Below are 24,753 nucleotides of genomic sequence, written 5' to 3'. Positions count from 1 at the left end.
GCCGGTTATTGTCGCTTACCGGCAACGCTTCCGTCAAGGGAAGTCTCGAGGTGTGTAAAATAGTGGTGAAGGCCATGTCAGGCCGGGAGCCTAAAATGTCGGGACACAACAAATGGAGCACGATCAAGCACAAGAAGAGCAAGCTCGATGCCAAGAGGGGCAAGCTCTTCACCAAGCTGATTCGGGAAATCACCACCGCAGCGCGCTTGGGGGGTGGTGATCCGGAAGCCAACCCGCGTTTGCGGGCAGCCATCCAGGCGGCTAGGGCCGCCAACATGCCCCAGGAAAACATCACCAAAGCCATCCAGCGGGGTACCGGCGAGCTTCCTGGGGTGACCTACGAAGAGGTGGTGTACGAGGGGTACGGCCCCGGCGGGGTGGCGGTCATGCTGCAAGTGCTCACCGACAACCGCAACCGCACCACCGCGGAGATCCGGCACCTGTTCTCCAAGCACGGCGGCAACCTGGGGGAAACCGGGTGCGTGTCGTTCCTCTTTAAGAAGCAGGGTTACCTTCTCGTGCCCAAGAGCTCGGGTTCTGAGGACGCGGTGATGGAAGCGGCTCTGGAAGCAGGGGCTGAGGACTTTTTCGCCGATGACCCCGAGTTTTTTGAAATCTACACCGCTCCTGACGAGCTCCATCGGGTGAAGGGCGCCTTGGAGGCCAAGGGGTTCACCGTGGAGCAGGCCAAGATCGAAATGGTCCCCACCACCCAGGTGCGTCTGGAAGACAAGAAGGCCGAGCAAATGATCCGCCTCATGGAGGCCTTCGAGGACCACGACGACGTGCAGAACGTGTGGGCCAACTTCGATATTGACCCCAGCTTGCTGGAAGCGCAGTAAACGTGCGGGTGCTGGGCGTTGACCCGGGGACCCGAACCACCGGTTGGGGCCTCATTGAAGCTGAAAACGGAGAGATCACCCGCGTGGCTTGGGGTTGCCTCAAGGGCAAGCGGGGTCTGCCCCGGGCGCAAACGCTCGCTGGGCTAGCCGACGAGCTGCTAGCGCTCCTCGCCCAATGGCAGCCCCAGGTGGTGGCGGTGGAAACCCCTTTTGTGGCGCGATTCCAAAAGGCTAGCCTGCTTTTAGCGGAAACTCGCGGTGCGCTTTTGGCAGCGCTGGGTCAGTGGGGTGGAGAGGTAGCGGAGTACGAGCCGGCGCGGGTCAAGTCCTGGGTGGTGGGTAACGGGCGGGCGGAAAAACAGCAGGTGGCCTGGCTGGTGCAAAGGCTTTTGGGGATTGCCGAAGAGCTGCCCGCGGACGCCGCCGATGCTTTGGCGGTAGCACTTTGCCATCTCTTGGACAGGAAAAGCGTGCATCTCCGCTGATTGAGCTCTGGCGCTACGCTCGTTGACTCTCCTTTCCTTCCTGTGTTAGCCTCACCGAGCCGGAGAAGGGCTGCCTCATCCGGCAAAACCAACGGACTTGGCGGAAGGCCAATCCGGGAAAGTGAGGAGGCGAACGTGTTAGGAGATCTGGTTACCTATTTCCAGCAGGGTGGTATCACCATGTGGCCACTTTTGGTCTTCTCGATCTTGACCGCGACGTTTATCGTCGAGCGCGGGCTGGCGTTGCGGAAGGCCAAGGTCAACGTGAATGAGTTCCTTTCCAAGGTACGGAAGGCGCTTCTCGTCAACCGCGACGTGCGCGGGGCCATGAAGGTGTGCGAGGAGTACCAGGGACCGGTGGCTTCGGTGGTGAAGGCGGCTTTGGCCCGCTACGGTCATCCCCGGGAGGACATCGAGAAGAACATTGAGTCGGCCGCAGTTTTTGAAAGCGCCCGTCTGGAGCGGGGCTTGATGGTGCTGGCCACCTCCGCCAACATCTCGCCAATGTTGGGCTTCTTGGGCACGGTTACGGGCATGATCAAGTCCTTCGCGACCCTTGCCCAGGCTGGTCTTTCCAACCCTGGCGCCGTGGCGGCCGGTATCTCGGAGGCACTGATTACCACCGCTACCGGTTTGTTCATTGCCATCCCTGCCCAGCTCGGCTACAACTACTACATGAGCCGCATCAACCGGTTCATGCGGGATATTGAGGTGGCTTCCAACATGTTGATGGACACCTTCATTGAGATGGATAGCGAGCGGTACGGACAGGGAGGCGGCGCGGAGGCGTAAGATGATCCGAATACGGCGAGTAGGCCGTAAACCCGACCCTTACATCCCCACCGCGACGATGGCGGATATCGTTTTCCTCCTCATCATCTTCTTCATCGTCACGTACAACATTGAGGTGGACAAGGCTCGGGTGCAGTTGCCGCGCACCACGGTGCGCACCGATGTGCCCCGCGATGCTGCCTACGTTTCGGTGGATACCGAGGGTGTCATCAGGGTTTCGGGTGGCAAGGAAACCTCTGTGCCTGTGGCAACGGTGGAAGAGGTTCAAACCTTTGCCCAAAACGTGGTAGCCCAGGCTCCGGATAAGCCGTTCGTGGTGAAAGCGGATAAGGGCACGCGGTATCAAATCATTGACAAGATCCTCGATGCTTTGAAACAGGCACGGGTGCGAACGATCTTCCTTCTCTCCGAGCAGCGTACGATCTCGGATAAGAGCTGAGGGGGGCGCCATGAAACTTGAACGTCGGAAAATACCGCCGGAAATCTTTACGGGATCCATGGCCGATGTGACCTTCCTCCTCATCATTTACTTCATGGTGACCATGGCTTTTTCGGCCACCAAGGGGTTGGACTTTGCGGTTCCCAAGGAAGACACCGCCCAGGTGCAGCTGGAGAGGGAAGAGGCTGTGGAGGTCAAGGTCACGCCGCAAGGGACCTACCTGGTGGACGGCCGGCCCTTGGCTTTATCGCAGTTTGCCGACTACCTCAAGGGTAAGATCGTTCCGGGCAAGCTGGTGGATGGGAAACCCGTCATTGAAAAGCCCGTGATCCTGCGCCCGGATCCCCAAGCCCCCTACGGGGCCATGATGGACGCCTTTGACGAGCTCCGGCAGGTGAAGGACAAGCTGGGACTGGCCAGGGAGCTGAACATTTCTCTACCTACCCAGCGGGAAATCGAAAACCTGTGGGGCGCTCTGGGAGCTCTGTAGCCGTGCGGCGGTCGTGGCCCTACAATAAAAGTGGAGGTGTTGTATGAGCACCAATGAGCGCCAAAAGCAAGACCTCACGCTCCAAGAGCTGACCATGCTGGCGCAGGAGTACGAGGAGGACCGGCGCACCCTTCGGATCGCAACCATCATTGCGGTCATCTTCCACGTCGTGCTCTTCATCATTCGCTTCCCCGAATGGGCAACGCGAACGGCTGAGGCCCAGCAAAACAAACCCAAGATCTTCGTGGTGCAGCAGCCGCGCTTCAAGCCCCCGGAAGTGCAGAAGCAGCAGGAGATCCTCAAGCCGAAGACGGTGAGGGTGCCGATTCCGGACCCCACACCTGATGAACCGGAGCCCGTCCGTCAGTACGAGCCGGAGGAGGAAATCCCCGATACCCCGCTGCCGGCGGACGCAGTGTTTGGGGATATTGGCCCCCCACCGCCACCGGAGGACGAGGGACCGATTCGTGTTGGTGGGCAGCTTAAGGAGCCGCGGCGAATCAAATATGTGGACCCCGTTTATCCGGAGATTGCCCGGCGGGCAAGGGTCTCAGGGCCGGTTATCCTTGAAGTGGTGCTGGATAAGGAGGGCAACCCCAAGAGCGTGAAGGTGCTCCGCGGTCTCTCCATGGGGCTTACCGAAGCCGCGGTGGAAGCGGTGAAGCAATGGAAATGGGAGCCCTCGACCCTTAACGGGAAACCAGTAGAGGTCATCATTATCGTTACCGTGAACTTCCGCCTCCAGTGAGCGATCATGGCACTCCAAGGCTCCCTCGCTGACTTGGCTCTCCCCGACGTAATCCAGTTGGTATCGGTGTCGGGTAAAACGGGGGTGTTCACGCTCTCCGGCGATGGGGGCATCGTCGGTAAGATCTTCCTCAAGGACGGGCAAATCGTGGACGCCTACGTGGGCAACCTGCGGGGGGAAAACGCCGTTTACGAAATGGCCATCTGGCAGCGGGGCCAGTTCATCTTTACCCCCCAGGTGGAATCCGACCAGGTCACCATCACCAAGTCCAATGCCTCACTGATGATGGAGGCGGCGCGCCGACTCGACGAGTGGCGGGTTTTGCAAAAGCGCATTCCTTCTTTGGATTTGATCCCGTACTTTTTGCCTCGGGAACCGGGCCACGATCAGGTAACCCTTTCCCCCCACGAGTGGGTGGTGGTGACCAAAATTGACGGCCAGCGCTCCATCCGGCAGCTGGAGGAAGTGACCAAGCTTTCGGCCTTTGATTTGTGCAAGACGCTCTTTGGCCTTATCACCTCGGGGCTTATTGGGCTCCGTTCGCCGGGGGAGGAAGCCCCCCAGGGAGCTCCGGCCGGGCCTTCGGTGACAACGTTGCTGGCGCTCACCGAAAACATCCGCAAGATTGCCGAGGAAATCGTCGGGCCCGGAGGGGCCATCACCGTGGAAAAACAGTACCGGCTGGCGCGCACCGAAATTGAGCGAGGCAAGGGGATGAGCGCCGTGCAAAGCATGGTGGACCAGCTGGCGCGGGCCATCTCGCTGCTTAAGGGCGGCGAAGAAGCTGAGGAATTTCTCCGGCGGGTAACCCCGTTGGTTCAGCTGTAAACAAAGGGGGCAATGAGGATGAAATTGGTAGCGCGTTTTCTTCTGGCGGTAGCAGCAACGGGCGTTTTGGCGGCCGATTGGAATGCGGCCCTGTCCTTGTACAAGAAGGGCGATTACGCCGGGGCGCTGAAGGAGTTCCAGGCGGTGCTCCAGGAAAACCCCAACTACGCCGGCGCTTACTACTACGTGGGCGCCTGTCAGGAGAAGTTGGGCCAGAAGGACCAGGCGTTGGCTAACTACCAGAAGGCCAACCAAATGGAACCCACCAACCCAGCCTTTGCCAGGGCGCTGGCGGTTTTGCTGGTGGATATGGGAAAGGCTGCCGAAGCGGTAAAGGTGCTGCAGGTGGTGCCGGTGGAAACGCTCAAAGGCGAACAAAAGGCCGTGGTGCTGGCAACCCTGGCTCGGGCGCGGCTGGCGGCCAACGACACCAACGGTGCGGTGGAGGCAGCCCGTGCCGCTACCCAAGCGGGACCTCAGCAGGTGGATGCTTGGGCTGTTTACGGTGCGGCCCTGTCCCGGGCTGGCAAGGACGCCGACGCCTTCAACGCCTACCGCCGGGCCTTTGAGCTGAGCGGTGATGCCACGCTGGGCAAAACCGCTGCTACCGCGGGTCTGCGCGCTGCGCGTATGGTCAAGGGGCAGGAATCCAACGCCCTTTACAGCCAAGCGGCAACCGTCGCCGCCAAAGCCTACGAAAAGAAGGCTTCGCCGGACCTTGCTCTGCTGGCGGCAGAGGGCTTTCTGGGTGCCGACCGCTACGACGAAAGCCTGGCCTGGTTGGACAGGGCCGGTGTGGATAACGCCCTCACCACCTACTACCGCGGCCAGTGCGCCCAGGGCAAGGGCGACGTGGCAAAAGCCGAAAAGTTCTTCCGGGACGCGCTCACCAAGAGCCCCGATGCCCACCTTCGGCGGTTGATTTACAGCTCCCTGGGCTTTGTGCTGGACAAGCAAAAGCGCTATAAGGAGGCCGAGCAGGCCTACCAGGAGGCGGGCAACCCCACCAAGGTCGCGGAAATGCGGGACAAGCAGGCCAAGTACGAGCAAAACCTCAAAGCCGATGAGGAAGCCCGCCGCATTGAAGAAATCCGCAAGACCCAGGAAGAGCTGCGTCGGCTCCGGGGGGGCGCACCAACCCCCACGCCCAAGTCGTAAGCGCCAATCAACGCACGGGTACAAGAAAGGCCCCGCTGCCAGCGGGGCCTTACGGTTCTTGGGGGAGGGAGCGGACCCCCACCGCCGCCCCCAGAACTCCGGCCAACCCCCCGGCCAGCACTGTGGCCAAGAGGTAAGTGGGCGAAAAAGGCGGCAGGTGGATCCAAGGGGCCAGGATGGCTCGCCCCAAAAGCGCCAAACCCACGGCGGAAGCGCCCCCAAGCAAACCCAAAAGCGTACTGGCCACCAGGTAAGGAGCCCGGATGTCCTCCTCATGGGCGCCGATGAGCCGCATGATGGCAATCTCGTCAGCGTGGGAAAGCACCAGCAGCCTCACCGCTAAAACCACCAGCGCTGCAAAGGCAAAAACCAAAATCGAAGCCAAAAGCCCCGCCAGCCGCAAGGCCAAGGAAAACCCGGAAAGCGCCGGCCCCACCCATTCCTGGGAGGAACTCACCGCCGCCACTCCCGGATGGGTGCGGAGGAACTGCTTGAGGCCTTCCGCGTCCGCAGCGGCCACGGTAATGGAAAGCGCCGCCGGCAGGAGGCTTTCCCCGGCGGCCCCGCCGGCCCAGCCGGCAAGGGTTTGCCCAAGCTCTTTAGGGGAAAAGCTCACGGTCCTGGCTTGTGGAAAGCGGGAAGCCACCGCCGCTTGCAGCTGAGCAGGCTCTGAGCCGTCAGCCAGCACCGCCACCACCACCGCTTCCTTGGCCGCCCGCAGAAGCCCGGCGCGCCCCCACTGCAGGAAGCTGGCCGCCAGCATGGCCCAAGCCCCGCCTACAGCTAAAAGCAACACCGCCACCAGCGCCATACCCCTGGCTTCCCGCAGCTGCCGCCACACCTCCCGCCAAAGGTGCTGCCTCATGGCGGTCCCCACCGGTCCTGAACCAGCCTCCCCCGCTCCAGCACCAGGGTGCGGGCGGGGTGAGCGGCAATGAGCGACACATCGTGGGTGGCCACCACCACCGTGGTGCCGCGGTAGTTGGCTTCCCGAAAGAAGCCCATGAGCTCGTGGGAGCGCTCGGGGTCCAAGTTGCCGGTGGGCTCATCGGCCAGGATGAGCTCGGGCTGCACCACCAGCGCCCGGGCCACCGCTACCCGCTGCTGTTCACCGCCGGAAAGCTCCTCCGGCAAAGCGGAAAGCCGGTGCTGCAAGCCCACCTGGCGAAGGGCGTGGTAAGCCCGGCGCTGCTGCTCCCTTTCCGGCAACCCCAGGAGGTCCAGCACGAAGGTGATGTTTTCGCCCACGGTCCGCCGCCGCAGGAGCTTGAAATCCTGAAAAACCACCCCCATGCGCCGGCGGAGCTCCGCCACCTCCCGCCGATTGAGGGTGGTCAGGTCCTGTCCAGCCACCACCACTCGCCCTTGATCGGGTACCTCGGCCCGGTACAAAAGGCGCAGCAACGTGCTCTTCCCGGCCCCCGATGGTCCGGTGAGGAAAACGAACTCGCCCTTCTCCACTACGGTTGAAATTCCCACCAGCGCTGGCCGCCCACAATAGGTCTTGGTGACGTTTTCCAAGCGGATCATTGCCTCTGCCCACGCCCCATGCGCAAAACCGCCGCTCCCCCCATGCTCTTTGCAAGCACTCCCGGGGAGTGTAGCATCGCTTTCCGTGGGCCATGAAGGCTTGACGCTCGTTCCTTTAGCTGGGGCGCTGGCGCTTTTTGCCGATGCCCGCGCCTGTCCCCCGGGTTTTTCCGCCGAGGGTTTGCCGGCGCTGCTGGAGGAAGCCTTTGGCTTTCCCACGCCGGTTCTGATCCCCCAGCAACGGCACACCGATTTGGTTTTCACCTTTAGCGGTCGGGTGCCAAAGGCTACGCTATTGCAGGTGGTGGGCGTGTGCGACGCGCTCATCACCGCCGAGCGGGGGGTGGCGCTGGCGGTGCAAACCGCCGACTGCCTGCCGGTGGTTTTGGCAGGCGGGGGTGTGGTGAGCATCGTGCATGCCGGCTGGCGGGGGTTGGCGGCGGGCATTCTCGAAAAGGCGGTGCGGCTGCTTTCGGTGCAGTTTGGCGTGGAGCCCATGGCCTTGAACGCGGTGATCGGCGTGGGCGTGGGCCCCTGTCACTACCCCGTGGGCCCAGAGGTGGTTACGGCCCTCACGACCCAGCTGGGTTCCCTCTCGGGTGCTGCAAGCGACGGCCGGGTAGACCTGCAAGCCTGCGCCCGGAAGGCGCTCCTCAAGGCCGGCTTGCTCTCCGAGCGATTGCGCGTTCTCCCAGGGTGCACCGCCTGCAACCCCAACTACCACTCCTACCGACGGGACGGGTCTCAAGCCGGGAGGCAGTGGGCCGCGGTGGTACTGCCGCCTGTCTAAGGGGAAACGGCAGCCGGGCGTGGAAACTTCAGTTGTCCGCGCAGCTGCCCGCACGCTGCCGCCACCTCCCGCCCTTTGCTCCAGCGCACGGTGACATTCATGTTGGCTGCTGCCAGGTGGGCGGCAAAGGCGTTGATGACACCTTCGGAAGGTGGCTCCAGGCCGGGCAGAAAGTCGGGGTCGGGGTTTAACGGGATCAGGTTGACCTTTACCTTCAGCCCCGAAAGCAGCCGCACCAGGCGGCGGGCGTCCTCCAGAGAGTCGTTAACACCAGCAATCAGCACGTACTCAATGGTGATACGGCGCCCCCGCTCCAGGGGATACGCTTTAAGCGCTGCAATCAACTCCGCCAGAGACCAGTGCGCCACCCCGGGCATGAGGTAGGCCCGCTGCTCATCGGTGGTGGCGTTGAGGGAAACGGCGAGATTCGGGCGGCGGGGAAGCTGCGCCAGCGCGTAAAGCTTGGGCACAACCCCAGCGGTGGAAACGGTTGTGCGGCGCAAGCTCACAGTTTCGCTCAGAAACTCCAGGGCGCCCACCAGGTTGGGAAGGTTCAAAAGCGGCTCACCCATCCCCATGAACACCACGTTGACGCCCTGCCCCACCAGGCCCTCCGAGCGCATGAGCACCCGGAACTGGCCAAAGATCTCGTGCACCCGCAAGTTGCGCCCGCTTCCCAAAGCCCCGGTGACGCAAAAGCGACAGCCCACGGCGCAGCCGGCCTGGGAGGACAAACAAAGGGTGGTATGGCCCTCCATGGGCATCGCCACCGCTTCCACCACCAGGCCGTCCTCCAGCTGCAGGGCGTACTTGGCGGTGCCATCGCTGGCCCGACGAACCTCAATCACCACGGGGTCGGCAAGGCAGGCCTGGGCTTGCAGTTGGGCCCGCAGCGTCTTGGGCAAGTCGCTCATGTCCTCAAAGCTTCCGGCGAGCCGGCGGCAAATCCAGTGCTGGAGCTGCCTGGCCCGGTAGGGCGGCTCCCCTAAGCTGGCGAGGAACTCGCCCAGCTCAGCGGTGGGAACGCCCATCAGGTTCCGGCGGGAAGACCTGTTGGTCATCGCTCTCCAAAGCAATTCCTAAGGCGTGCAACGCTTCCACGTCGTCGCGGTTCCACCCCTGGGACCAGGGGGGCTGAATTTCGATGGCAAAGCCGGCGGAGCCCGGCCTCGCAATCCGGACCCTGAGCACCAGCCGGGCCTCCAGGCCGAGCCTTTTCAGCTCCAAAAAAAGCGGCCGCAGCCGCGGGTCCCGGCTGGCCGCCCGGCCCAAAGCCTCGGCCAGGGCGCCCAGGACGCCTTCCAGATCGCGGGGCGATGCCTCTGACTTCATCACACAGCTAGAATACCACCCGTGGACCCTTTTGATTCCCACGGAAACCCAAAGGAGCCTGCGGTGTTTCGCCAGCGGCTGCTCCGCTTAGGGCTTTCCCCCCAGGCCTGGGAGCCGCTGACGGCGGATGCTTCGGTGAGGCGCTTTTTCCGGGTTTACCTGAGGCCGGGGAAAAGCGCCGTGCTGATGCTTTACCCCCCGGAGGACGCCGTCTCCGTTCGGCACCACGCGGCGGTGTTTCGTTGGGCCCGGAGACAGGGCCTGCCGGTGCCGAAGCTCCTGGCGGAAGCCGCCGAAGGCTTAGTGGTGGAGGACCTGGGGAGCCGGGGGGTGCGGGAAGCACTGGCCGCGAATCCAGACGCAGCGCAGGAGCAATTGCTTCGCGTCTTGGCGGCGTTTCAAGCTTACCGGGGCCCTTTTACGCTCAACCCTCCCTTTGACCAGGACCTCTTCATGCGGGAGCTCCAGCAGTTCCTGGACTATTCGGGGCTCGGGCAGCCAGCGGCGCCTGCGGTGCTTGCGTTTTGCCGGTCGCTGGCTTTCGCGCTTGCGGCCCACCCCTACCGCCTGTGCCATCGGGATTTTCACCTGGATAACCTCCTGGCCACCCCTGTTGGCATCAAAGCCGTGGATTTCCAGGACCTGCGTCTGGGTCCCGACACCTACGACGTGGCTTCGCTGCTCCGGGAGCGGGGAGGAACCACGCTTTTCCCTGACGACTTTCTCGCCAGGGCGGCACAGGTGCTGGGTTGGGAGGCAAACTGGCAGACCCGCTTCACCCAGTGCGCCGCCCAAAGGGGGCTCAAAGCGTTAGGCACCTTCTTGAAACTCGCCAGCCTCGGAAGAAGCCAATACCGGCGGCTCATTCCGGAAGTGGCCACCAACGCCTGGCAAGCGGTGAAGGCCCTGGGAGGCCCAACGGAGCTTTTGGCGGTGCTGGAAAAACTTTCGGCGGATGAGGGGCTATAATTTGCGGAGGAGGGCGCATGTTTGGCTCCATCGGTGTACCCGAGCTGCTGCTTATCCTTCTCATCGTGATTGTGATCTTTGGCGCTAGCAAGCTGCCCCAGCTGGGGCGGGGTTTGGGCGAGGGCATTAAGAACTTCCGCAACGCACTCCGGGGCGAGGAAAAGCCCAAAGAGCCTACGGAGCCCAAAAACCAAACCTAGCCGTGGCCAGCGGCTGGCCGGTAAGCCTCCGGTACGCTTCTTCCACCCGCAAAACAAAAGCTTGCGTTTCGCGGTAGGGGGGAATGCCGCCGCTCTTGTAAACCGCCCCGGGACCGGCGTTGTAAGCTGCTAAAACCAGCTCCACATCACCGCCGAAGTCCTCAAAGAGCAGCCGCAAATAGCGGCACCCCGCTTTCAGGTTGGCCTGGGGCTCGTGGTGGCCCGCCACACCCACCAGCGTGGCGGTTTCGGGGAGCACCTGCATGAGCCCCACCGCGCCTTTGTGCGAAAGGGCGGCCGGGTTAAAGCCCGACTCCACCTCCACAATGGCCGCCACCAAAGCGGGATCCACCCCTTCGGCAAGAGCTGCCTGCCGGATTTCCTCAGGGATATTGACCTGCTCTCCGGGGGTGACGATCTCGTACCAGCTTTCCTCGCCTCGCACCGCCGGATCCACCGAGCCCAGGCTGGCCCCAAACCTGGCCACGGCCCCGGCAAGCAACACTCCACAAGCCGCGGCCGCGTAGGCCAGCCCCAACTCCCGCAACGAGGTAGCAGCCAACTTAGCTCGACAGGTGCGGGCCCCTCTTTAGCTTGACGCGGAGGGTGTTCCGGTGGATTTGGAGGGCAGCCGCGGCCCGCTGAATGCTGCCCCCGTACCGCTGGACCGCCGCCTCCACGTAACGCAGCTCAAAGGTGCGCACCGCTTCCTCCAGGCTCAGCGACCGGTCCAGCATCCCCTGCAACAGCACGTCCATGGCCTGGGCCATTTCCGCAAGCGAAGGGGAGCGCTCCGGCTGGGTTGCCATCACTGCACTTCCACCCGATCACCCACGTGAACCGGCCCGTCCGTGGCCAGCAGCTTCACCGTGGCCCAGTGCGGCCCGGCGGTGAGGGCGGCCCCTTGACCCAAAACGATCCTCGGCAAACCGGGCACCGGGTTTTCCCGGTAAATGGTCAAAAACGTGCCCGGCTGCACCTCATCGGCTTCGCCCAGGTCCACCACCACCAGGTGATCCTGCCCCAGGCTTTCCACGTTGTCCTTGGAGTACACGATGAAGCCCCGGGCTTTGCCCGAGGGGGCATCGCAGCGGGTGGCCGCTGCCGTCTTGGGCGCCATGGGGATGGGGATGGCTTCAAACGGCTTGAGCTTGGCACCCAGCGGGATAGGATCGCAGGAAGCCATGATTTCCGCCGTGGCCGAGTGCTCCTGGGTGCAAATGACCCGCAGGTGCCCCAGGTACCGCACGACCCTTCCGAGCTTGGCGCCGGTGGTAGGGTGCTTGATCACGCGGTCGGGCATCACCACGAAGAACTCATCACCGGCTTTGACCCCTTCCGCTTCGCCGCCGTTGATGAAAACGATGTCGCCGGTGGCAAAGCGCGCCTGATACCCGATCCTCTCGGCCGAGGCAATGGTCAGGGGGAGTTCCTCCCCTTCAGTGTCCACGTAAACGAAGCAATGGATGTCGTCCTCGGAGCCCAGGGGTACCAGCTCCTCCGCCGCCTCTCCTGCCGCCGGAGGCAGGGTTATTGGCGATGGTGGCGCCGCCGGGCTGGGTTGCGCCTCAGCCGCCGGAGGCGGTGGTGGGGCTTCGGGAGCCGGCGCTTCCGCCGCTTTTACTCCCACCACCAGAGGATCCCCGGGGTAAATCCAGTGGGCGTCCCGGATGTACTGGTTTTGCTCCCAAAGCTGCGGCCAGAGATAGGGGTTACCCAGGAACTTTTGCGCCAGGGCCCACAGCGTGTCCCCAGGCTGAATGATGTACACCTGGGCGTCGGGAGGAAACTCCTGGGGGGGCTCATAGGGCGTCCAGTGATCCCCAACCTTGTGCAGCGGTCGGGGTGGCGGCCCGCTTTGCTCCTGGGCCATGAGGTAGCCAGAGAACAGCAACACGATTAGCGCCCATACGGTTATGCGACCCATAACTGGCTTTTCCTCCCTCATCGGCTTTGACTCCTACCTTAGCCTAACTCCCAGGTGACAGCCCGTCAAGTATTGCCGGTGATTGTCCGCACCTTTTCCTCAGCGGCCAGCTGTTGCAGCAGCGTTTCTCCCTCTTTCGCGGCGGCCGTTTCCGGGTAGTTCCGCAGCAGGTAGTTGAGCCGGTTGCGCGCCCCTTCTTTTGCCCCCACTTGCAGGTAAAAGCGCGCCACCTGCAGCTCATGGGCGGCCAAATCCTCCCGGCATTTGGCCAAAAGCGTGCGGGCTTCCTGGGCCTCGGGGCTGTCGGGAAAGAGCGAAACCACCTGCTGGAAGCTTTCCGCTGCCTGTCGCACCGGGGTGAGGTCCCGCTGGGGGCCTTTGGCCTGCTGAAGGTAGGTTCGCCCAAGCATTAGCAGGGCGTAAGCGCGGTGAGGGTCGTTGGGGAATCGGGTGGCAAAGTCCTTGTAACGCACCTGGGCCTCGGCTTGCGATTCCGGATCTTTGCTGGCAAAAAACGTGTCGGCAATTTTCAGTGCTGCTTTGCGGCCCAAGGGATCGTTGGGGAAGGAGTCGGCAAGAAAAGCGTAGTACTTGCGGGCCTCTACAAACTTCTTCTTGGCAGCTAGGGCATCACCCTTGGCCAGGATTTCGTCCTTGCTCATTTGCGTTACCTCGGCGAGAAACGCATCCTCCTGTTTCTTGGCCGAGGCGCAGGACAAAAGCAAAAGCACGCTGCACACCACCACGCCCGCTCGCCACATCTAAGACCCCCCTTTTAACAGCGAAATGGCCCTTTGCCGGTCTGCTTCCGCAAACACCGCGGTCCCCGCCACCAAAACGTCGGCACCAGCTTGCCGCAAAGCGGGGGCGTTGTCTACGGTCACGCCCCCATCCACAACCAGCTCCACGTGGGGTGCCACCTGCTCCCGGATCCTGGCCAGCCGCCCCAGCTTGCCCACAGTTTCGGGGATCAAGCTCTGGCCGCCGAAGCCGGGGTTGACGGTCATGAGCAGGATGAAGCCCACAAAGGGCCACACCTCGTCCAAGCTAGCCAGCGGAGTGAGGGGGTTCAAAGCGACGCCGGGGACCATTCCGGCCTCGCGGATTTGCGCCAACACCCGATGCAGGTGGGTTACCGCCTCCACGTGCACCGAAAGGCGATGGGCGCCGGCCTTGGCAAACGGCTCGATGAGCACCTCCGGCTTGGTGACCATGAGGTGCACATCCAGCGGCAAAGCCGAAACCCTTCGCACCGCTTGGCATACCACGGGTCCAAAGCTCAGGTTGGGCACGAACACCCCGTCCATCACGTCGAAGTGCAGCAGGTCAGCTCCAGCCCTTTCTACCTCCTGGACTTCTTCACCTAGCCGCGTGAAGTCAGCAGCCAAAAGCGACGGGGCCACCTTGACGGGTTTTACCGGCTGGCCCACAGCACCACCCCCGTTCCCAAAGACGCGGGACCGCCGGCCATGGGTGTTTGCTTCACCACCACCCCGGCAGGCAAGCCAGGGTAGGGCACCGGCTGCACACCGTCCACGCGAAAGCCCCAGCGGGAAAGCAGGTTTTGCGCCACATCCACCGGCTCCCCCACCATGTCCGGCATCACCACGCGGTTTTCCCGGGCTTGCCGGTTGATCAGCAGGGAAACCTTACCCCCTGGAGGTAAGAGGCTTCCCGGTGCCGGGGATTGGGCAATGACCACCATAGCCGTTCCTTCCCCCTGGACCTCGGCGTGCTCCCCTTCCGCAAGCCCCGCCTGCTCCAGTTGCACCGCAGCGGCGGCCGGAGGTAGCCCCACGAGATCGGGCACGGCAAGCCCGGCGGTTCCCAGGGATGGGTACAGCAGCACGGTGGAGCCGCGCTTGAGCTGGAAACCGGCCACCGGTCGCTGGCGGGCCACGGTGCCCGCGGGGTGCGTGGCGTCCGGCACCGGTTCCTGCAAGCGCGGGACCAACCCCACTGCCTGCAAAGCCCGGGCTGCGGCCTCCGGAGGTTGACCTTCCACCGCTGGTACCCTCACCGCCGAAGCCTTCAGGGAAAGCCAGAGCACCACCCAAGCGGCCACGGCCGCGCCCAGCACTATTCCCGTGACCACCGCCAACGCGGCCAGGAGCTTGCCGCCTTTCATGACCCCGAGAGGTTAGCATAAGCCCATGCCTAAGCTGGGAGCGCACCTGGCCACCGCCGGCGGCTGGCACCGGGCGCTGGAAACCGCCCGCCAGTTGGGCTGCCAGGCGGTGCAGATCTTCCTGCAGCCACCGGGACGATGGGCGCCATTGCCGGAAAGCCCCCAGGCGGTGGCGCTTTTTCGTGAGGTTTTAGCTGCCTCGGGTTTGCACGGCGCGGTCTTTGCCCATGCCCCTTACCTCGTGAACCTGGCCTCGGCGGACAGGGAGCTCGGCGAGCGGTCGGCTGTCCTGGTGGCCCACCAGCTGGTGCTGGCCCAGCGCCTGGGCCTGGCCGGCGTGGTGGTGCACCCCGGATCAGCAGGGCGGGAGCCACGGCAGGAGGCCGTAGCCCGCCTTCGCCGGCGCCTTGCTGAGGTTTTCGCTCGGGCGGCGGTTGACACGCCTCTCCTTCTGGAAAACACCGCCGGTGCCGGTGGGCTTTTAGGCGTGACGGTGAAGGAGTTGTTGGAGCTTGCCGAGCCTTCCTGGTGGCAGGAGGGAAGGGTGGGGTTGTGCCTGGATACCGCCCACCTTTGGGCAGCGGGTTACGACCTCCGCCGGGGAGGCTTCCGGCAAGCCTGCCTTGAGCTAGCCGAAGCGGGGCTTTTCCGGGCGCTGAAGCTGGTGCACATCAACGACACACCGGTGCCACTGGGGAGCCGCCGGGATCGCCACGCGCCTCCGGGTGCGGGGGAGTTAGGTGAGGTCTTCTTTACGGAGCTTTTGGGCGATCCTGTGTTGGCGGATGTGGCGTGCATCATGGAAATCCCGCCCGGGCCCAAGAACCAAGGCGTTCGGGAGGCCCTCCACCGCCTGCGCAGCTGGCTTTCGGCCCCCTAGGGCTGGGAGCGGGGCCAAAGGGCGGGCAGGTTTTTCACCACGTCGTTGGCCAGCACGAACAGGATCAGGGCCATGATCAGCCAAAAGCCCACGTTGGTAATGCGCTCTTTGGTTTTGAAGGAAAAGTCCCGCCGGCGGATGCCTTCCGCCGCCACGATGACCAGGTGCCCGCCGTCCAGAACCGGAATGGGCAGCAGGTTGAAGATGGCCAGCTGCAGCGAGATAACCCCCAAAAGCCAAATCAGTGGTACCAAACCCGACCGCGCCGCTTCCCCGGAAAACTTGGCAATGTCAATGGGCCCGGACATTTGGCGAATGGAAGCCCGCCCCGTGACCATGCGGGACAGCACCCACAGCGTTTCGGCGGTCATCCTCCGGCATTCCAGCACCGCTTCGCGCACAGCCTGGCCGGCGGGGAGCTTGCGGATCACCTGCCAGGAGGGTATGGGAATCCCCAGCTTCCCTTGGCCCGCTTCGCTCCTGGTGGTGGCGGAAAGCGTCACCAGCTCACCATTCCGCAGCACCTGCAGGGAAATTTCCTTTTCCGGCCTTTCCCCCACCAAACGCACCAGGTCAAAGAAGTGCTCCACCGGGTTGCCGTCCACCGAGACGATGCGGTCCCCGGGCAAAAGCCCCGCTTTTTCTGCGGGCGAACCGGGCATCACCCGCTGCACCTCGGCGGGGATGGGCGGGGCCAGGCCGGCCCAGCCCAGGGCGTAACGGCTCACGCTTTTTGGCTTCAAGGGAACGGTGAGCTCTTCGTTGCCGCGGCGCAACTTCACCGAAAGCTCGCGGTTGGGGGAGGAAATCGTCACCATTTCCAGGTCACGCCAGCGCTTGATGGCCTTCCCGTCTACTGCCAGCACTTCATCTCCGGCCTTGATCCCCGCCTGGGCTGCCGGGGAGGCAGGGTCCACCCAGCCCACCACCGGCTTCTGGTCCTGCCAGGCCGGCACCTCCACCCCCAGGTTAAAGGCCAGGGCCATAAAGGCAAGAGCTCCCACCACGTTGGCTGCCGGCCCGGCCACCAGGATGACCGCCCGCTTCCACCGCGGGAGCAGGGGCACCGGGGCCTGTCCCGGCTGTACCACGTCGGACTCGTCGGGCCCCAGGCCCAAAATCCGCACGTATCCACCCAGTGGAATGAGGCTCCAGCGAAAATCCGTACCCCCCCAGCGAAAGCCGAAAAGCCGCTTGCCGAAACCCACGGAAAACACTGCTACCGGCGCCCCCACCAGGCGAGCCGCCAGGAAATGGCCCCCTTCGTGCAGGAGCACCAGGATGCCAATGACCACGATTAAGCTCAAGGCGTTTACCAGCATTCCTATCCCTTCTTTACCGGGCCAGCCGGGCGGCCCACTCCCGCGCCCGCCTCCGCGCCCGCTGATCGGCGGCCAACGCCTCCTCCAGGGAGGTCAAGGGGGCCGCCGGCTCCTCTTCCAAGACCCTCCGTACCAGCTCGGGAATTCCCAAAAAAGGAAGCTGGCCGGCAAGGAAAAGCTCCACAGCAACCTCGTTGGCCGCGTTGAGCACCGCCGGTGCTGTGCCCCCGGCTTGAAGCGCTTGGCGGGCCAAGGCCAAACAGGGGAACCGGCGATCGTCGGGGAGCTCAAAGTGCAAGCTCCCCACTGCAGCCAGGTCAAGCCTACCAAATGGACTGGCCAAGCGCTCGGGGTAGGCCAGGGCGTAGAGGATTGGGAAGCGCATGTCGTTCACCGAAAGCTGGGCGATGAGCGTGCCGTCCATGTACTCCACCAGGGCGTGGATGCGGCTTTCGGGGTGAATGAGCACGTCAATGGCATCCGGGGGAAAGCCGAACAAGTGGTGGGCCTCGATGATCTCCAGCCCTTTGTTCATCATGGTGGCCGAGTCCACGGAGATCTTGGCCCCCATGCGCCAGGTGGGGTGGGCCAGGGCTTGCTCAGGGGTGACGTTGGCCAGCTGGGCAAGCGGGGTGGTGCGGAAGGGCCCGCCGGATGCGGTGAGGATGAGCCTCCGGGCGGTTCCCGGGGGCCCCACCCGCAGCGCTTGAAAAAGCCCGTTGTGCTCGGAGTCCACGGGGATGATTTGGCTCCCCGAACGCCGGGCTTCCGCCATGATCAGCGAGCCGGCCACCACCAGCGTTTCCTTGTTGGCCAACAGCAGCTCTTTGCCGGCCTGCACCGCCGCGTACGTGGCCGGCAAGCCCAGGGCCCCCACCAGCGCGCCCACCACGGTGGTGGCTTGGGGATGGGTGGCCACCGCCAGGCGGCCCTCTTCACCGGCCAGCACCTCCAGCCCCGGAAAGCGGTGGGCCAGCGTCAAAGCCTTTTCCTCATCGGCCACCGCCACCAGCTGCGGGCGGAACTCCTCAATTTGTCGCGCTAAAAGCTCCAGGTTGCGGCCAGCGGCCAGCGCCACCACCTGGAAGCGGTCGGGAAAGTGGCGCACCACGTCCAGGGTGGAGGTGCCAATGGAGCCGGTGGAGCCGAGGATGCTTAGGACCTTCACCGTGGCAAGCTCAAAAGCATCAAAACCCAGGTAAACGGAGCGGCGAAGAAAAGCGAGTCCGTGCGATCCAAAAACCCGCCGTGGCCGGGGATAAGGTCGGAGGAGTCTTTGACCCCCACATCCCTCTTAAACAGCGATTCCACCAGGTCCCCCACCGGCGCCAGAAGCGAAAGCATGGCGGCTTCCGCCCACGCCAGCGCCCACGGCAGCTCGGGGAAGAACACCGTGCGGCAGAACCACACGCCAAAAAACGTGAGGGCAATGCCGCCGAGGATGCCCTCCCAGGACTTCTTGGGGCTGACCCGCGGGGCCAGTTTGTGCTTCCCCCACCGCACACCTACGTAGTAGGCGCCGGAATCCCCTCCCCAAATGGTAAGGCAGTGCAGGAGCACCACCTTCCACCCCAGCTCCGGGCCAAAGCTCAAGCGCAAAAGCCCCATGGCACCGGTGGTCACGGCAAAGTAAAGGGCCACGAAGAGGGAGCCGGCAAGAGCTGCGCTGGCCCCCTCCACCGCACCGCCGGTGAGCAGGTACCAAACCGGAAGCAACAGCAGGGCAGCCACGGTGAACCACGCCCACAGCTCCAGGTCTTGCTGCCAAGCCACCACGGTGCCAGCGAAGCTGGCCGCCAACGTGGGCACCAGCGGCACGGGGTGTCCCTTGGCGCGAAAAAGCGCCACCAGCTCCCAGGCTGCCAGAAGCCCCACCACCGCCACGGCCCCCAAGTAAACCCACGGGGGAAGCCAGACGATGGCCGCCAGGATGATGGGCAGCAGCACAAACGCCGTGGTCTCCCGCACGCCCACCTAGGTTTCCTCCGTCTCTTCAGCTTCGGGAACGCCCCCGAAGCGTCGTTCCCTCCTGGCGTAGTCAGCCACGGCAGCGATGAGGTCGCGGGCGCGAAAGTCGGGCCACAGCACCGGGGTGATCACCAGCTCGGTGTACGCAATTTGCCACAGCAAGAAGTTGGAAATGCGCATTTCCCCGGAAGTGCGGATCAAAAGATCGGGGTCCGGGGTGCCGGCGGTGGCCAGATGGGCCGCCACCCACGCTTCATCCACATCGTCCTCCCGCAGCTTCCCCTCCCGGGCCAGGCGCACCGCCTCCCGCACCGTATCCGTGAGCTCGGCCCGGCCCGAGTAGTTGAGGGCAATTTGGAAGAAAAGCCCGGTATTGGCAGCGGTGGCCTCCACGGCGTGGGCGAGGCCCTGTTGGATTTCCGGCTCCAGCTCGTGGATGCGGCCAATGGGGCGAAAGCGGATGTTGTTTTCCACCAGGGTGTGCAGCTCCTTGTTGAGGTACTCCTTCAAAAGCGCCATGAGCGTGAGCACTTCCCAGCGCGGACGGCGCCAGTTTTCGGTGGAAAAAGCGTAAAGCGTCAGCACCGGGATTTCCAGGCGAGCAGCGGCTTCCACCGTGCTGCGCACCGCCTCAATGCCCGCCCGGTGGCCTTCCACCCGCGGCAAACCGCGTTTTTTGGCCCAGCGGCCGTTGCCGTCCATGATGATGGCTACGTGCTTGGGGAACCTTTCAGGGGGAATGCTCTCCAGGAGCTTTCGCTCCTCACTTCCGGGCGGGGCAATGCGATCCACGTCCTTCATGGACCGCGGCAGTCTAACACGTCCGCTAAAAGCGCAAGGTTTGCGCCCTTTGCGGGCCTTTCGCCCAGCGCTTGGGGCGGCGGTAAAAAACCCGTTCCAGGGTGAGGCCGTGGGGCGGGGCCGTGGGGGCCGGGGGGAGGCTAGCTTCCCCGGCCATTAAGGCTTGAAGCCAGGAAAGCTCCTGGCGTCCCTGGGCGATTTCCAGCGCAGCTCCCACCAGACGGCGCACCATGCCCCGCAGGAAGCCGTCCCCCTCGAAGATCATGTCCGCCCTTCCTTGACCGGCGGTGAGGGTTGCCACAAAAAGCGTTCTCACCGTACCCCGCTTTCCCCGGCCCGCATGTCCCGAAAGGGAGAAGCGGACAAAGTCATGCTCCCCGGGGAGCATACGGAGCGCTGCGGCCAAAAGCTCCAGGTTGGGGGCACGGGGCAGCCACAGGCGGCGGAGGCCCTCCCAAGGGGGCAGCACCGCCCCCCAGGCCAGGCGGTAGCGGTAGCGCTTGCCCACCGCTGAGCGCCGGGCGTGAAAGGAAGCCGGCACCGGTTTGACCTGCAAAACCCGGAGATCCCAGGGCAAGAAGCTGTTGAGAGCTTGCAGAACACCTGTGGGCGGAATGGCCAGGGGAGGATCAAAATGGGCCACCTGCCCGTCGGCGTGCACGCCGGCATCGGTCCGTCCCGCCCCCACCGTGGGCACGGGCTTTTGGTAAAGGCGAGCCAGGGCTTTTTCCAGCTCCCCCTGCACGGTGCGGGCGTTTTCCTGCTTTTGCCAGCCGGCAAAGTGGGTCCCGAGGTAGGCGAGGGTCATCCGCAGGCGCGGCTCCATGCGGGTATTATGAAGGGCAGGAACAAAGCATGGGTTTTGGGTACAATGCCGGCGAGGAACGGAGGAGGCGATGAAGACTCTCCAGGACCTGTTTTTTTATGTGGTGGGCAACTTCCCCCCCCGCAAGGTGCTGCTGCGCATCAAGGAAGGGAGGGGATGGCGGGAAGTTACCGTCAAGGAGTTTGAGAAGGCGGTGCGGGAGCTTGCCCAGAAACTTTTGGCCTTGGGCATCCGCCCGGGGGATCGGGTGGCGATCTTTTCCGAAAACCGCCCCGAGTGGCACATCGTGGACTTTGCCTGCCAGCTCATTGGCGCTGTGGATGTGCCTCTGTACGCCACGTTGCCAGCCCCTCACGTGCGCTACATCGTTCAGGATGCCGGGGCCCGACTTTTGATCGTTTCCGGCAAGGAGCGGGCGCGAGTAGCCTTGGAAGCCGCTTCCGGTTTGGATGTGCAGGTGATCGGTGTGGATCCCAACTTGGCCCCGGGCCTGCGTTGTCTTGCCGATCTGCCTTTGCCGCCCAAGCGCAAGCAAAAGGAGTTTCCGGTCGTTGCCGAGGAAGACCTGGCCACCCTCATTTACACCTCAGGAACCACCGGTGAGCCCAAGGGGGTGATGCTCACACACCGTAACCTGATCTCCCAGGTCAACGCGGTACGCCCGCTTTTCCCCATTACCGACAAGGACATTTCCATGTCGTTCCTGCCGCTTTCCCACTCCTACGAGCGCACGGTGGACTACGTGTTCTTGCAGTACGGGGTGCAGATCAACTACGTGGAGTCCATTGAAAAGGTGCCCATGCAGCTCACGGAAATCCGCCCTACCATCATGGTTTCCGTGCCCCGCCTTTACGAGCGGTCGTACATCAAGATCCTCTCCAAGATCCAGCAGGAGGGTGGGGCCAAGCGGCGCCTGTTCCAGTGGGCCTTGTCGGTGGGGCGGAAGGTCAAGGAAGCGGAGTGGCGGGGGGAAAAAGCCTCGGCGTTCCTCCGGGGCCAATACGCGGTGGCCAAAGCCCGCATCTTTTCCAAGGTGTTGGAGCGCCTGGGCGGGCGTTTGCGGTTTACGGTTTCCGGGGGAGCACCGCTTTCCCGGGAGGTGGGGGAGTTCTTCGATATCGTGGGCTTGCCCATCTTGCAGGGGTACGGTCTTACCGAAAGCTCGCCAGTCATTTCCGTGAACCGTCTTGACGCCAACCGCATTGGCTCGGCAGGGCAGGTGCTTCCGGGCGTGGAGGTGCGCATTGCCGAGGACGGGGAGATCCTGGCCCGCGGCCCCAACATCATGAAAGGCTACTGGAACAAGCCGGAAGCCACCGCTGAGGCCATTGATAAGGAGGGTTTCCTGCACACCGGAGACGTGGGGTACATTGACGCCGACGGCTACCTCTTCATCACCGACCGCAAGAAGGACATCATCGTGACTTCCGGCGGCAAGAACGTGGCGCCCCAGCCCATCGAGGGCAAGCTCGGGGCCACGGCCTACATTGCCCAAGCGGTGGTGATTGGCGATCGCTACCCCTACCTCACCGCGCTGATCGTGCCCAACTTTGAAAACCTCGAGATCTACTTTGCCGAAAAGGGGATCAAGGGGCTTTCCCGGGAAGAAATGGCGGCCCACCCGGACACCGAAGCGCTGGTGGCCGAAGCGGTGAAGAAGGTAAACCTGGAGCTGGCTTCCCACGAGCGCATCCGCCGGTTTTCCCTGCTTCCCCGGGAGTTTTCCCTGGAGGCCGGGGAGCTCACCCCCACCATGAAGGTTCGCCGGCGGGTGGTGGCCGAGCGCTACCGGGACGTGATCGAAGCCATGTACCTCAAGACCCAAAAGGCCTTTGATCTGGGGGCTGGGGAGGACTAGGCCAGCGGCGCCCGGGAGAGGATCGAAAAGCACACCGGGAGAAAGAGCTCGGGGCTTAAGGACGGCAGCACCCCATCGGGATGCGCTGGCAGCAGCCGAGCTGCCGTAAACGTGTGACCAGCTACGGCAATGGCCTTAGCGTCCCAGGTCTTGGCACAGGCCACGTCAGCTGGGGTATCCCCCACAATGACGGTACGCTCCGGGGAAAAGCGCACACCGAAACGCTGGTGCGCTCTCTCCCAGGCGTAGGGGAGCAGCTGGTTGCGGTCGGAGCAGTCAGAACCAAAGGCCCCAAAAGCAAAGTAGTGCCAAAGACCGGCGAGCTCCAGTTTAAACTGCGCGCCTTCGCGAATGTTTCCGGTTAAAAGGCCCAACGCCACCTGGGGGTTTTCGGCCAGCACCGGGAGCAGCTCGGCCACGCCTGGCAAAAGCCGAACGTGCGGTTTTTTGACCACTTCCGGCAAGGTCTCGAGGTAGGCAGCCAAAACCTCCGCCACCAGCTGGTTTCGCTTACGGTGGTCGGTGGCCACCCGGTTCAAGAGCTCGGACACGATTTGCGGGTCGGTTTTGCCCGCCGGGGAAAAACCCTCCACCGGTGGCTCGGCCCCTACCACCTGCCGGAAGGCCTTCAGGAGGGCGGCAAAGGCTTTCCCTTGGCTGGAGATGAGGGTCCCATCAATGTCGAAGAGGAGCAAGCACCGCACGGGGCAAGTTTACAGGGAGGAGCCGAAGGTTGCATCCAAGGGTCCGCGGCTATCGCTTTGGCCAGTGGTTTTTCAACCACGGTTTGACAGTTTCCGCCTCCCGCTCGTAGCATAAGCGCGGGAGGCTAAACGGTGCTCACGGGGTTCAACACCGACATCGAGTACGGTGGGACCACCTACCACGTGCAAACCGAGGACCGGGGCGGGAAAAACCCCCTCATCGAGTCCCTCATTTACGTGGGTGGAGAAATTCTGGCCAGCCGCCGTACGGAGTACCGCAACCTCTTGGAAGCCGGAGCGGATGAAAACGCCATCCGCATCCTCATGGAGCGCCAGCACCGGGCCATCGTGGAAGCCATCCGCTCGGGTCGGATTGACCTTTTAACCCAACCGGCGGCCAGCGACGAAGGGGACACCACGGTGGTGGCGCGCTCGCCGCTGGCAGCCAGCGCCCGCAAGGTGGAAACCTCCCGCTCCCTGGACGAGGTCATTGCCCAGTGGTTGGAGGAGCAGCGGCGCGGCGTTACCCTCAAGCTGCAGGTGGAAGGGGCCGATCGCTTGCTGGCGGGCCAGCCCTTTGCGGTGACCGTCAAAACCCTCAACCAGGACGCAGGTCACGGGGTTCCGGCCCAGGTGGAGATCCGCTTCGTTTCCACGGCCACCAAGCCCATGGTGCTGGCCAACGGTTCCACCGATGCCTCCGGGGTTTTTAAAGCGGGAGGGACCCTCCCCCCGTTGGACAAAGGCACGGGCATCCTGGTGGTGACGGCCCGCGCTGGCAACAGCGTGGCCGAGGCCAAGTTTCTGGTGAGCAAAGCGTAAGCTTACGCCTCCAAACGACGGCGGAAGAAGGCTTCCAGCCCCGCCCTGATGATGTTGGGGTTTTCCCGCAAACGGCGCACCGAGTACGGGTACCAGTGGGAGCCGAAGGGGACGTAAACTCGCAGCTTGTGCCCGGCGCTAACGATGATCCGGCGCAAAGCCGGGTCGACCCCTAAGAGCATTTGGAACTCAAAGCGCTCCTTGGGAACCCCCATTTTTTCGGCCAGGGCCAAAGCTTGCTCGATGAGCCATTCGTCGTGGGTGGCAATGGCCACGTAGCCTTTCCCTGAAAAGAGCGCTTCCAAAGCGTGCACGAAAGCCCAGCGGATGATTTCGGGCTCTTCGTAGGCAATAGCCCGGGGCTCGAGGTAAATCCCCTTGCAAAGCCGAACGTTGGTGCCTTCCTGGCCAAGGTTCCTGGCGTCGCTCAAGGTCCTCCGCAGCCTGGCTTGCAGCACCACTCCCACGTTGGAAAACTCCTGGCGGAGCGCTTTGTACATGCGCAAGGTGGCCTCGGTGGTGGTGGCGTCCTCCATGTCAATGCGCACAAAAATCCCCAAGCGCGCGGCTTCGGCGACCACCTGGCGGAGGTTGGAAAGGGCCAGATCCTCCCCAATTCCCAGACCCATTTGCGTGGGTTTCACCGAGATGTTGGCGTCCAGCTTGCGCTCGATGATGGTAGCCAGCACCTCCCGGTAGGCGGCCACCGCCTGGGCGGCCAGCTCGGGGTTTCGCACCGCTTCCCCCAGCACATCCACGGTGGCGCAGCACCCCTCCCCCATGAGCCGGCGCACGGTGTTCACCGCGTCTTCCAAGCTGTCGCCGGCCACGTACCTTTTTGCGAAAAAACGCACAATGAACTTAGGCGTTAAAGGGAGGGCGGTTTTGAGGAGACGGTTGACGACGCTCATGGC

31 protein-coding genes are annotated in these 24,753 nt (G+C 63.6%); 14 read left to right on the top strand and 17 right to left on the bottom strand.

The window, feature by feature from the left end; translation table 11 throughout:
• Nucleotides 1–95 precede the first annotated feature (95 nt).
• The 8 genes from EG19_RS09185 to EG19_RS09150 all read left to right on the top strand — a co-directional run bounded on the left by EG19_RS09185 (nucleotide 96) and on the right by EG19_RS09150 (nucleotide 5,782).
• Nucleotides 96–842: a YebC/PmpR family DNA-binding transcriptional regulator gene (locus tag EG19_RS09185; RefSeq protein WP_038049869.1), complete on the top strand. Its 747-nt coding sequence runs from the start codon at nucleotides 96–98 to the stop codon at nucleotides 840–842.
• A gap of 2 nt (nucleotides 843–844) precedes the next feature.
• Complete coding sequence (gene ruvC, locus EG19_RS09180; RefSeq protein ID WP_038049868.1) at nucleotides 845–1,327, top strand: crossover junction endodeoxyribonuclease RuvC; 483 nt, start codon at nucleotides 845–847, stop codon at nucleotides 1,325–1,327.
• 135 nt (nucleotides 1,328–1,462) lie between these two features.
• Nucleotides 1,463–2,119 carry a MotA/TolQ/ExbB proton channel family protein gene (locus tag EG19_RS09175; RefSeq protein ID WP_038049867.1) on the top strand — a complete coding sequence of 219 codons (657 nt, stop codon included), beginning with the start codon at nucleotides 1,463–1,465 and terminating at the stop codon, nucleotides 2,117–2,119.
• 1 nt (nucleotide 2,120) lies between these two features.
• A complete protein-coding gene (locus tag EG19_RS09170) occupies nucleotides 2,121–2,558 on the top strand; it encodes an ExbD/TolR family protein (protein ID WP_081800078.1) in 438 nt (145 codons plus the stop codon).
• A gap of 10 nt (nucleotides 2,559–2,568) precedes the next feature.
• Nucleotides 2,569–3,048 (top strand): ExbD/TolR family protein, encoded by a 480-nt coding sequence (locus EG19_RS09165; protein WP_081800077.1) that lies wholly within the window; start codon nucleotides 2,569–2,571, stop codon nucleotides 3,046–3,048.
• 43 nt (nucleotides 3,049–3,091) lie between these two features.
• Nucleotides 3,092–3,796, top strand: a complete 705-nt coding sequence (locus tag EG19_RS12805) for an energy transducer TonB (RefSeq protein ID WP_053335159.1) — start codon at nucleotides 3,092–3,094, stop codon at nucleotides 3,794–3,796.
• A gap of 6 nt (nucleotides 3,797–3,802) precedes the next feature.
• Complete coding sequence (locus EG19_RS09155) at nucleotides 3,803–4,624, top strand: DUF4388 domain-containing protein (protein ID WP_081800076.1); 822 nt, start codon at nucleotides 3,803–3,805, stop codon at nucleotides 4,622–4,624.
• Nucleotides 4,625–4,642: 18 nt separating this feature from the next.
• Nucleotides 4,643–5,782, top strand: coding sequence for a tetratricopeptide repeat protein (locus EG19_RS09150; protein ID WP_038049863.1), 1,140 nt, complete (start codon nucleotides 4,643–4,645; stop codon nucleotides 5,780–5,782).
• A 49-nt stretch (nucleotides 5,783–5,831) separates the two neighbouring features.
• Here EG19_RS09150 and EG19_RS09145 read toward each other — a convergent pair whose 3' ends face one another.
• Both EG19_RS09145 and ftsE read right to left on the bottom strand, forming a co-directional pair.
• Nucleotides 5,832–6,647 (bottom strand): cell division protein FtsX, encoded by an 816-nt coding sequence (locus EG19_RS09145; protein ID WP_152544011.1) that lies wholly within the window; start codon nucleotides 6,645–6,647, stop codon nucleotides 5,832–5,834.
• A complete protein-coding gene (ftsE, locus tag EG19_RS09140; protein ID WP_038049861.1) occupies nucleotides 6,644–7,312 on the bottom strand; it encodes a cell division ATP-binding protein FtsE in 669 nt (222 codons plus the stop codon). The genes EG19_RS09145 and ftsE overlap by 4 nt, the downstream gene beginning before the upstream one ends.
• An 85-nt stretch (nucleotides 7,313–7,397) precedes the next feature.
• Here ftsE and EG19_RS09135 point away from each other — a divergent pair, with 85 nt between their 5' ends.
• On the top strand, nucleotides 7,398–8,102 hold the full coding sequence (locus EG19_RS09135; RefSeq protein WP_053335158.1) for a polyphenol oxidase family protein: 705 nt from the start codon (nucleotides 7,398–7,400) through the stop codon (nucleotides 8,100–8,102).
• Here EG19_RS09135 and rlmN read toward each other — a convergent pair.
• Both rlmN and EG19_RS09125 read right to left on the bottom strand, forming a co-directional pair.
• Nucleotides 8,099–9,163 carry a 23S rRNA (adenine(2503)-C(2))-methyltransferase RlmN gene (rlmN, locus tag EG19_RS09130; protein ID WP_038049860.1) on the bottom strand — a complete coding sequence of 355 codons (1,065 nt, stop codon included), beginning with the start codon at nucleotides 9,161–9,163 and terminating at the stop codon, nucleotides 8,099–8,101. The genes EG19_RS09135 and rlmN overlap by 4 nt on opposite strands.
• Entirely contained in the window at nucleotides 9,114–9,434 is a 321-nt protein-coding gene (locus EG19_RS09125; RefSeq protein ID WP_038049859.1) for a hypothetical protein, read from the bottom strand. Before EG19_RS09125 ends, rlmN begins: the two co-directional genes overlap by 50 nt.
• A 21-nt stretch (nucleotides 9,435–9,455) precedes the next feature.
• Here EG19_RS09125 and EG19_RS12800 point away from each other — a divergent pair, with 21 nt between their 5' ends.
• Both EG19_RS12800 and EG19_RS09110 read left to right on the top strand, forming a co-directional pair.
• Nucleotides 9,456–10,403 carry a phosphotransferase gene (locus EG19_RS12800; RefSeq protein WP_053335156.1) on the top strand — a complete coding sequence of 316 codons (948 nt, stop codon included), beginning with the start codon at nucleotides 9,456–9,458 and terminating at the stop codon, nucleotides 10,401–10,403.
• A gap of 17 nt (nucleotides 10,404–10,420) precedes the next feature.
• Nucleotides 10,421–10,603, top strand: coding sequence for a twin-arginine translocase TatA/TatE family subunit (locus EG19_RS09110; protein WP_038049856.1), 183 nt, complete (start codon nucleotides 10,421–10,423; stop codon nucleotides 10,601–10,603).
• On the opposite strand, the gene EG19_RS12795 is transcribed toward EG19_RS09110, so the two are convergent.
• The 6 genes from EG19_RS12795 to EG19_RS09080 form a co-directional block, all read right to left on the bottom strand.
• Nucleotides 10,578–11,165: a lytic transglycosylase domain-containing protein gene (locus tag EG19_RS12795; RefSeq protein ID WP_053335155.1), complete on the bottom strand. Its 588-nt coding sequence runs from the start codon at nucleotides 11,163–11,165 to the stop codon at nucleotides 10,578–10,580. The genes EG19_RS09110 and EG19_RS12795 overlap by 26 nt on opposite strands.
• A gap of 1 nt (nucleotide 11,166) precedes the next feature.
• The gene (locus EG19_RS09100; protein WP_038049855.1) at nucleotides 11,167–11,412 is read right to left on the bottom strand and encodes a helix-turn-helix domain-containing protein; all 246 of its coding nucleotides are present in this window, start codon (nucleotides 11,410–11,412) and stop codon (nucleotides 11,167–11,169) included.
• A complete protein-coding gene (locus EG19_RS09095) occupies nucleotides 11,412–12,530 on the bottom strand; it encodes a LysM peptidoglycan-binding domain-containing protein (protein WP_038049854.1) in 1,119 nt (372 codons plus the stop codon). The genes EG19_RS09100 and EG19_RS09095 overlap by 1 nt, the downstream gene beginning before the upstream one ends.
• 65 nt (nucleotides 12,531–12,595) lie before the next feature.
• Complete coding sequence (locus EG19_RS09090) at nucleotides 12,596–13,291, bottom strand: outer membrane protein assembly factor BamD (RefSeq protein ID WP_038049853.1); 696 nt, start codon at nucleotides 13,289–13,291, stop codon at nucleotides 12,596–12,598.
• Nucleotides 13,292–13,960, bottom strand: coding sequence for a ribulose-phosphate 3-epimerase (gene rpe, locus EG19_RS09085; protein WP_038049852.1), 669 nt, complete (start codon nucleotides 13,958–13,960; stop codon nucleotides 13,292–13,294).
• The gene (locus EG19_RS09080) at nucleotides 13,945–14,658 is read right to left on the bottom strand and encodes a PASTA domain-containing protein (RefSeq protein WP_038049851.1); all 714 of its coding nucleotides are present in this window, start codon (nucleotides 14,656–14,658) and stop codon (nucleotides 13,945–13,947) included. The genes rpe and EG19_RS09080 overlap by 16 nt, the downstream gene beginning before the upstream one ends.
• 25 nt (nucleotides 14,659–14,683) lie before the next feature.
• On the opposite strand from EG19_RS09080, the gene EG19_RS09075 reads away from it, so the two are divergent.
• Nucleotides 14,684–15,538, top strand: a complete 855-nt coding sequence (locus EG19_RS09075; RefSeq protein WP_038049850.1) for a deoxyribonuclease IV — start codon at nucleotides 14,684–14,686, stop codon at nucleotides 15,536–15,538.
• On the opposite strand, the gene rseP is transcribed toward EG19_RS09075, so the two are convergent.
• The 5 genes from rseP to truA are packed head-to-tail and all read right to left on the bottom strand — an operon-like array spanning nucleotide 15,535 to nucleotide 20,455.
• On the bottom strand, nucleotides 15,535–16,860 hold the full coding sequence (gene rseP, locus EG19_RS09070; RefSeq protein WP_038049849.1) for an RIP metalloprotease RseP: 1,326 nt from the start codon (nucleotides 16,858–16,860) through the stop codon (nucleotides 15,535–15,537). The genes EG19_RS09075 and rseP overlap by 4 nt on opposite strands.
• 13 nt (nucleotides 16,861–16,873) lie before the next feature.
• Entirely contained in the window at nucleotides 16,874–18,028 is a 1,155-nt protein-coding gene (locus EG19_RS09065; RefSeq protein WP_038049848.1) for a 1-deoxy-D-xylulose-5-phosphate reductoisomerase, read from the bottom strand.
• The gene (locus tag EG19_RS12790; protein ID WP_053335154.1) at nucleotides 18,025–18,834 is read right to left on the bottom strand and encodes a phosphatidate cytidylyltransferase; all 810 of its coding nucleotides are present in this window, start codon (nucleotides 18,832–18,834) and stop codon (nucleotides 18,025–18,027) included. The genes EG19_RS09065 and EG19_RS12790 overlap by 4 nt, the downstream gene beginning before the upstream one ends.
• Nucleotides 18,835–19,629: an isoprenyl transferase gene (locus EG19_RS09055; protein WP_038049847.1), complete on the bottom strand. Its 795-nt coding sequence runs from the start codon at nucleotides 19,627–19,629 to the stop codon at nucleotides 18,835–18,837.
• Nucleotides 19,630–19,654: 25 nt separating this feature from the next.
• The gene (truA, locus tag EG19_RS09050; protein ID WP_081800070.1) at nucleotides 19,655–20,455 is read right to left on the bottom strand and encodes a tRNA pseudouridine(38-40) synthase TruA; all 801 of its coding nucleotides are present in this window, start codon (nucleotides 20,453–20,455) and stop codon (nucleotides 19,655–19,657) included.
• A 70-nt stretch (nucleotides 20,456–20,525) separates the two neighbouring features.
• Between truA and EG19_RS09045 the strand changes: the two genes are divergently transcribed.
• Nucleotides 20,526–22,313, top strand: coding sequence for an AMP-dependent synthetase/ligase (locus EG19_RS09045; RefSeq protein ID WP_038049846.1), 1,788 nt, complete (start codon nucleotides 20,526–20,528; stop codon nucleotides 22,311–22,313).
• On the opposite strand, the gene EG19_RS09040 is transcribed toward EG19_RS09045, so the two are convergent.
• Nucleotides 22,310–23,017: an HAD family hydrolase gene (locus EG19_RS09040; RefSeq protein ID WP_053335152.1), complete on the bottom strand. Its 708-nt coding sequence runs from the start codon at nucleotides 23,015–23,017 to the stop codon at nucleotides 22,310–22,312. The genes EG19_RS09045 and EG19_RS09040 overlap by 4 nt on opposite strands.
• A gap of 132 nt (nucleotides 23,018–23,149) precedes the next feature.
• Here EG19_RS09040 and EG19_RS12785 point away from each other — a divergent pair, with 132 nt between their 5' ends.
• The gene (locus EG19_RS12785; protein WP_053335151.1) at nucleotides 23,150–23,839 is read left to right on the top strand and encodes a hypothetical protein; all 690 of its coding nucleotides are present in this window, start codon (nucleotides 23,150–23,152) and stop codon (nucleotides 23,837–23,839) included.
• Between the two features lie 2 nt (nucleotides 23,840–23,841).
• Here the strand turns inward: EG19_RS12785 and EG19_RS09030 are convergent, their stop codons facing one another.
• The gene (locus tag EG19_RS09030) at nucleotides 23,842–24,750 is read right to left on the bottom strand and encodes a proline dehydrogenase family protein (RefSeq protein ID WP_038049845.1); all 909 of its coding nucleotides are present in this window, start codon (nucleotides 24,748–24,750) and stop codon (nucleotides 23,842–23,844) included.
• Nucleotides 24,751–24,753: the final 3 nt, after the last annotated feature.

It is taken from the genome of Thermoanaerobaculum aquaticum (assembly GCF_000687145.1).
GTDB classification, from domain to species: domain Bacteria; phylum Acidobacteriota; class Thermoanaerobaculia; order Thermoanaerobaculales; family Thermoanaerobaculaceae; genus Thermoanaerobaculum; species Thermoanaerobaculum aquaticum.
This window is presented reverse-complemented; position numbering and strand designations above follow the sequence as displayed.

Bases quoted from the DNA above. Each gene is read 5' to 3' on its own strand.
- EG19_RS09100 (WP_038049855.1), bottom strand. From the start codon at position 11,412: ATGGCAACCCAGCCGGAGCGCTCCCCTTCGCTTGCGGAAATGGCCCAG.
- EG19_RS09150 (WP_038049863.1), top strand. From the start codon at position 4,643: ATGAAATTGGTAGCGCGTTTTCTTCTGGCGGTAGCAGCAACGGGCGTT.
- EG19_RS09165 (WP_081800077.1), top strand. From the start codon at position 2,569: ATGAAACTTGAACGTCGGAAAATACCGCCGGAAATCTTTACGGGATCC.
- ftsE (WP_038049861.1), bottom strand. From the start codon at position 7,312: ATGATCCGCTTGGAAAACGTCACCAAGACCTATTGTGGGCGGCCAGCG.
- EG19_RS09075 (WP_038049850.1), top strand. From the start codon at position 14,684: ATGCCTAAGCTGGGAGCGCACCTGGCCACCGCCGGCGGCTGGCACCGG.
- EG19_RS09185 (WP_038049869.1), top strand. From the start codon at position 96: ATGTCGGGACACAACAAATGGAGCACGATCAAGCACAAGAAGAGCAAG.
- EG19_RS09055 (WP_038049847.1), bottom strand. From the start codon at position 19,629: ATGAAGGACGTGGATCGCATTGCCCCGCCCGGAAGTGAGGAGCGAAAG.
- EG19_RS09155 (WP_081800076.1), top strand. From the start codon at position 3,803: ATGGCACTCCAAGGCTCCCTCGCTGACTTGGCTCTCCCCGACGTAATC.
- EG19_RS09045 (WP_038049846.1), top strand. From the start codon at position 20,526: ATGAAGACTCTCCAGGACCTGTTTTTTTATGTGGTGGGCAACTTCCCC.
- EG19_RS09080 (WP_038049851.1), bottom strand. From the start codon at position 14,658: ATGAAAGGCGGCAAGCTCCTGGCCGCGTTGGCGGTGGTCACGGGAATA.
- EG19_RS09030 (WP_038049845.1), bottom strand. From the start codon at position 24,750: ATGAGCGTCGTCAACCGTCTCCTCAAAACCGCCCTCCCTTTAACGCCT.
- EG19_RS09090 (WP_038049853.1), bottom strand. From the start codon at position 13,291: ATGTGGCGAGCGGGCGTGGTGGTGTGCAGCGTGCTTTTGCTTTTGTCC.
- EG19_RS12805 (WP_053335159.1), top strand. From the start codon at position 3,092: ATGAGCACCAATGAGCGCCAAAAGCAAGACCTCACGCTCCAAGAGCTG.
- rlmN (WP_038049860.1), bottom strand. From the start codon at position 9,163: ATGACCAACAGGTCTTCCCGCCGGAACCTGATGGGCGTTCCCACCGCT.
- EG19_RS09095 (WP_038049854.1), bottom strand. From the start codon at position 12,530: ATGGGTCGCATAACCGTATGGGCGCTAATCGTGTTGCTGTTCTCTGGC.
- rseP (WP_038049849.1), bottom strand. From the start codon at position 16,860: ATGCTGGTAAACGCCTTGAGCTTAATCGTGGTCATTGGCATCCTGGTG.
- truA (WP_081800070.1), bottom strand. From the start codon at position 20,455: ATGGAGCCGCGCCTGCGGATGACCCTCGCCTACCTCGGGACCCACTTT.
- EG19_RS09125 (WP_038049859.1), bottom strand. From the start codon at position 9,434: ATGAAGTCAGAGGCATCGCCCCGCGATCTGGAAGGCGTCCTGGGCGCC.
- EG19_RS09110 (WP_038049856.1), top strand. From the start codon at position 10,421: ATGTTTGGCTCCATCGGTGTACCCGAGCTGCTGCTTATCCTTCTCATC.
- EG19_RS09170 (WP_081800078.1), top strand. From the start codon at position 2,121: ATGATCCGAATACGGCGAGTAGGCCGTAAACCCGACCCTTACATCCCC.
- EG19_RS09145 (WP_152544011.1), bottom strand. From the start codon at position 6,647: ATGAGGCAGCACCTTTGGCGGGAGGTGTGGCGGCAGCTGCGGGAAGCC.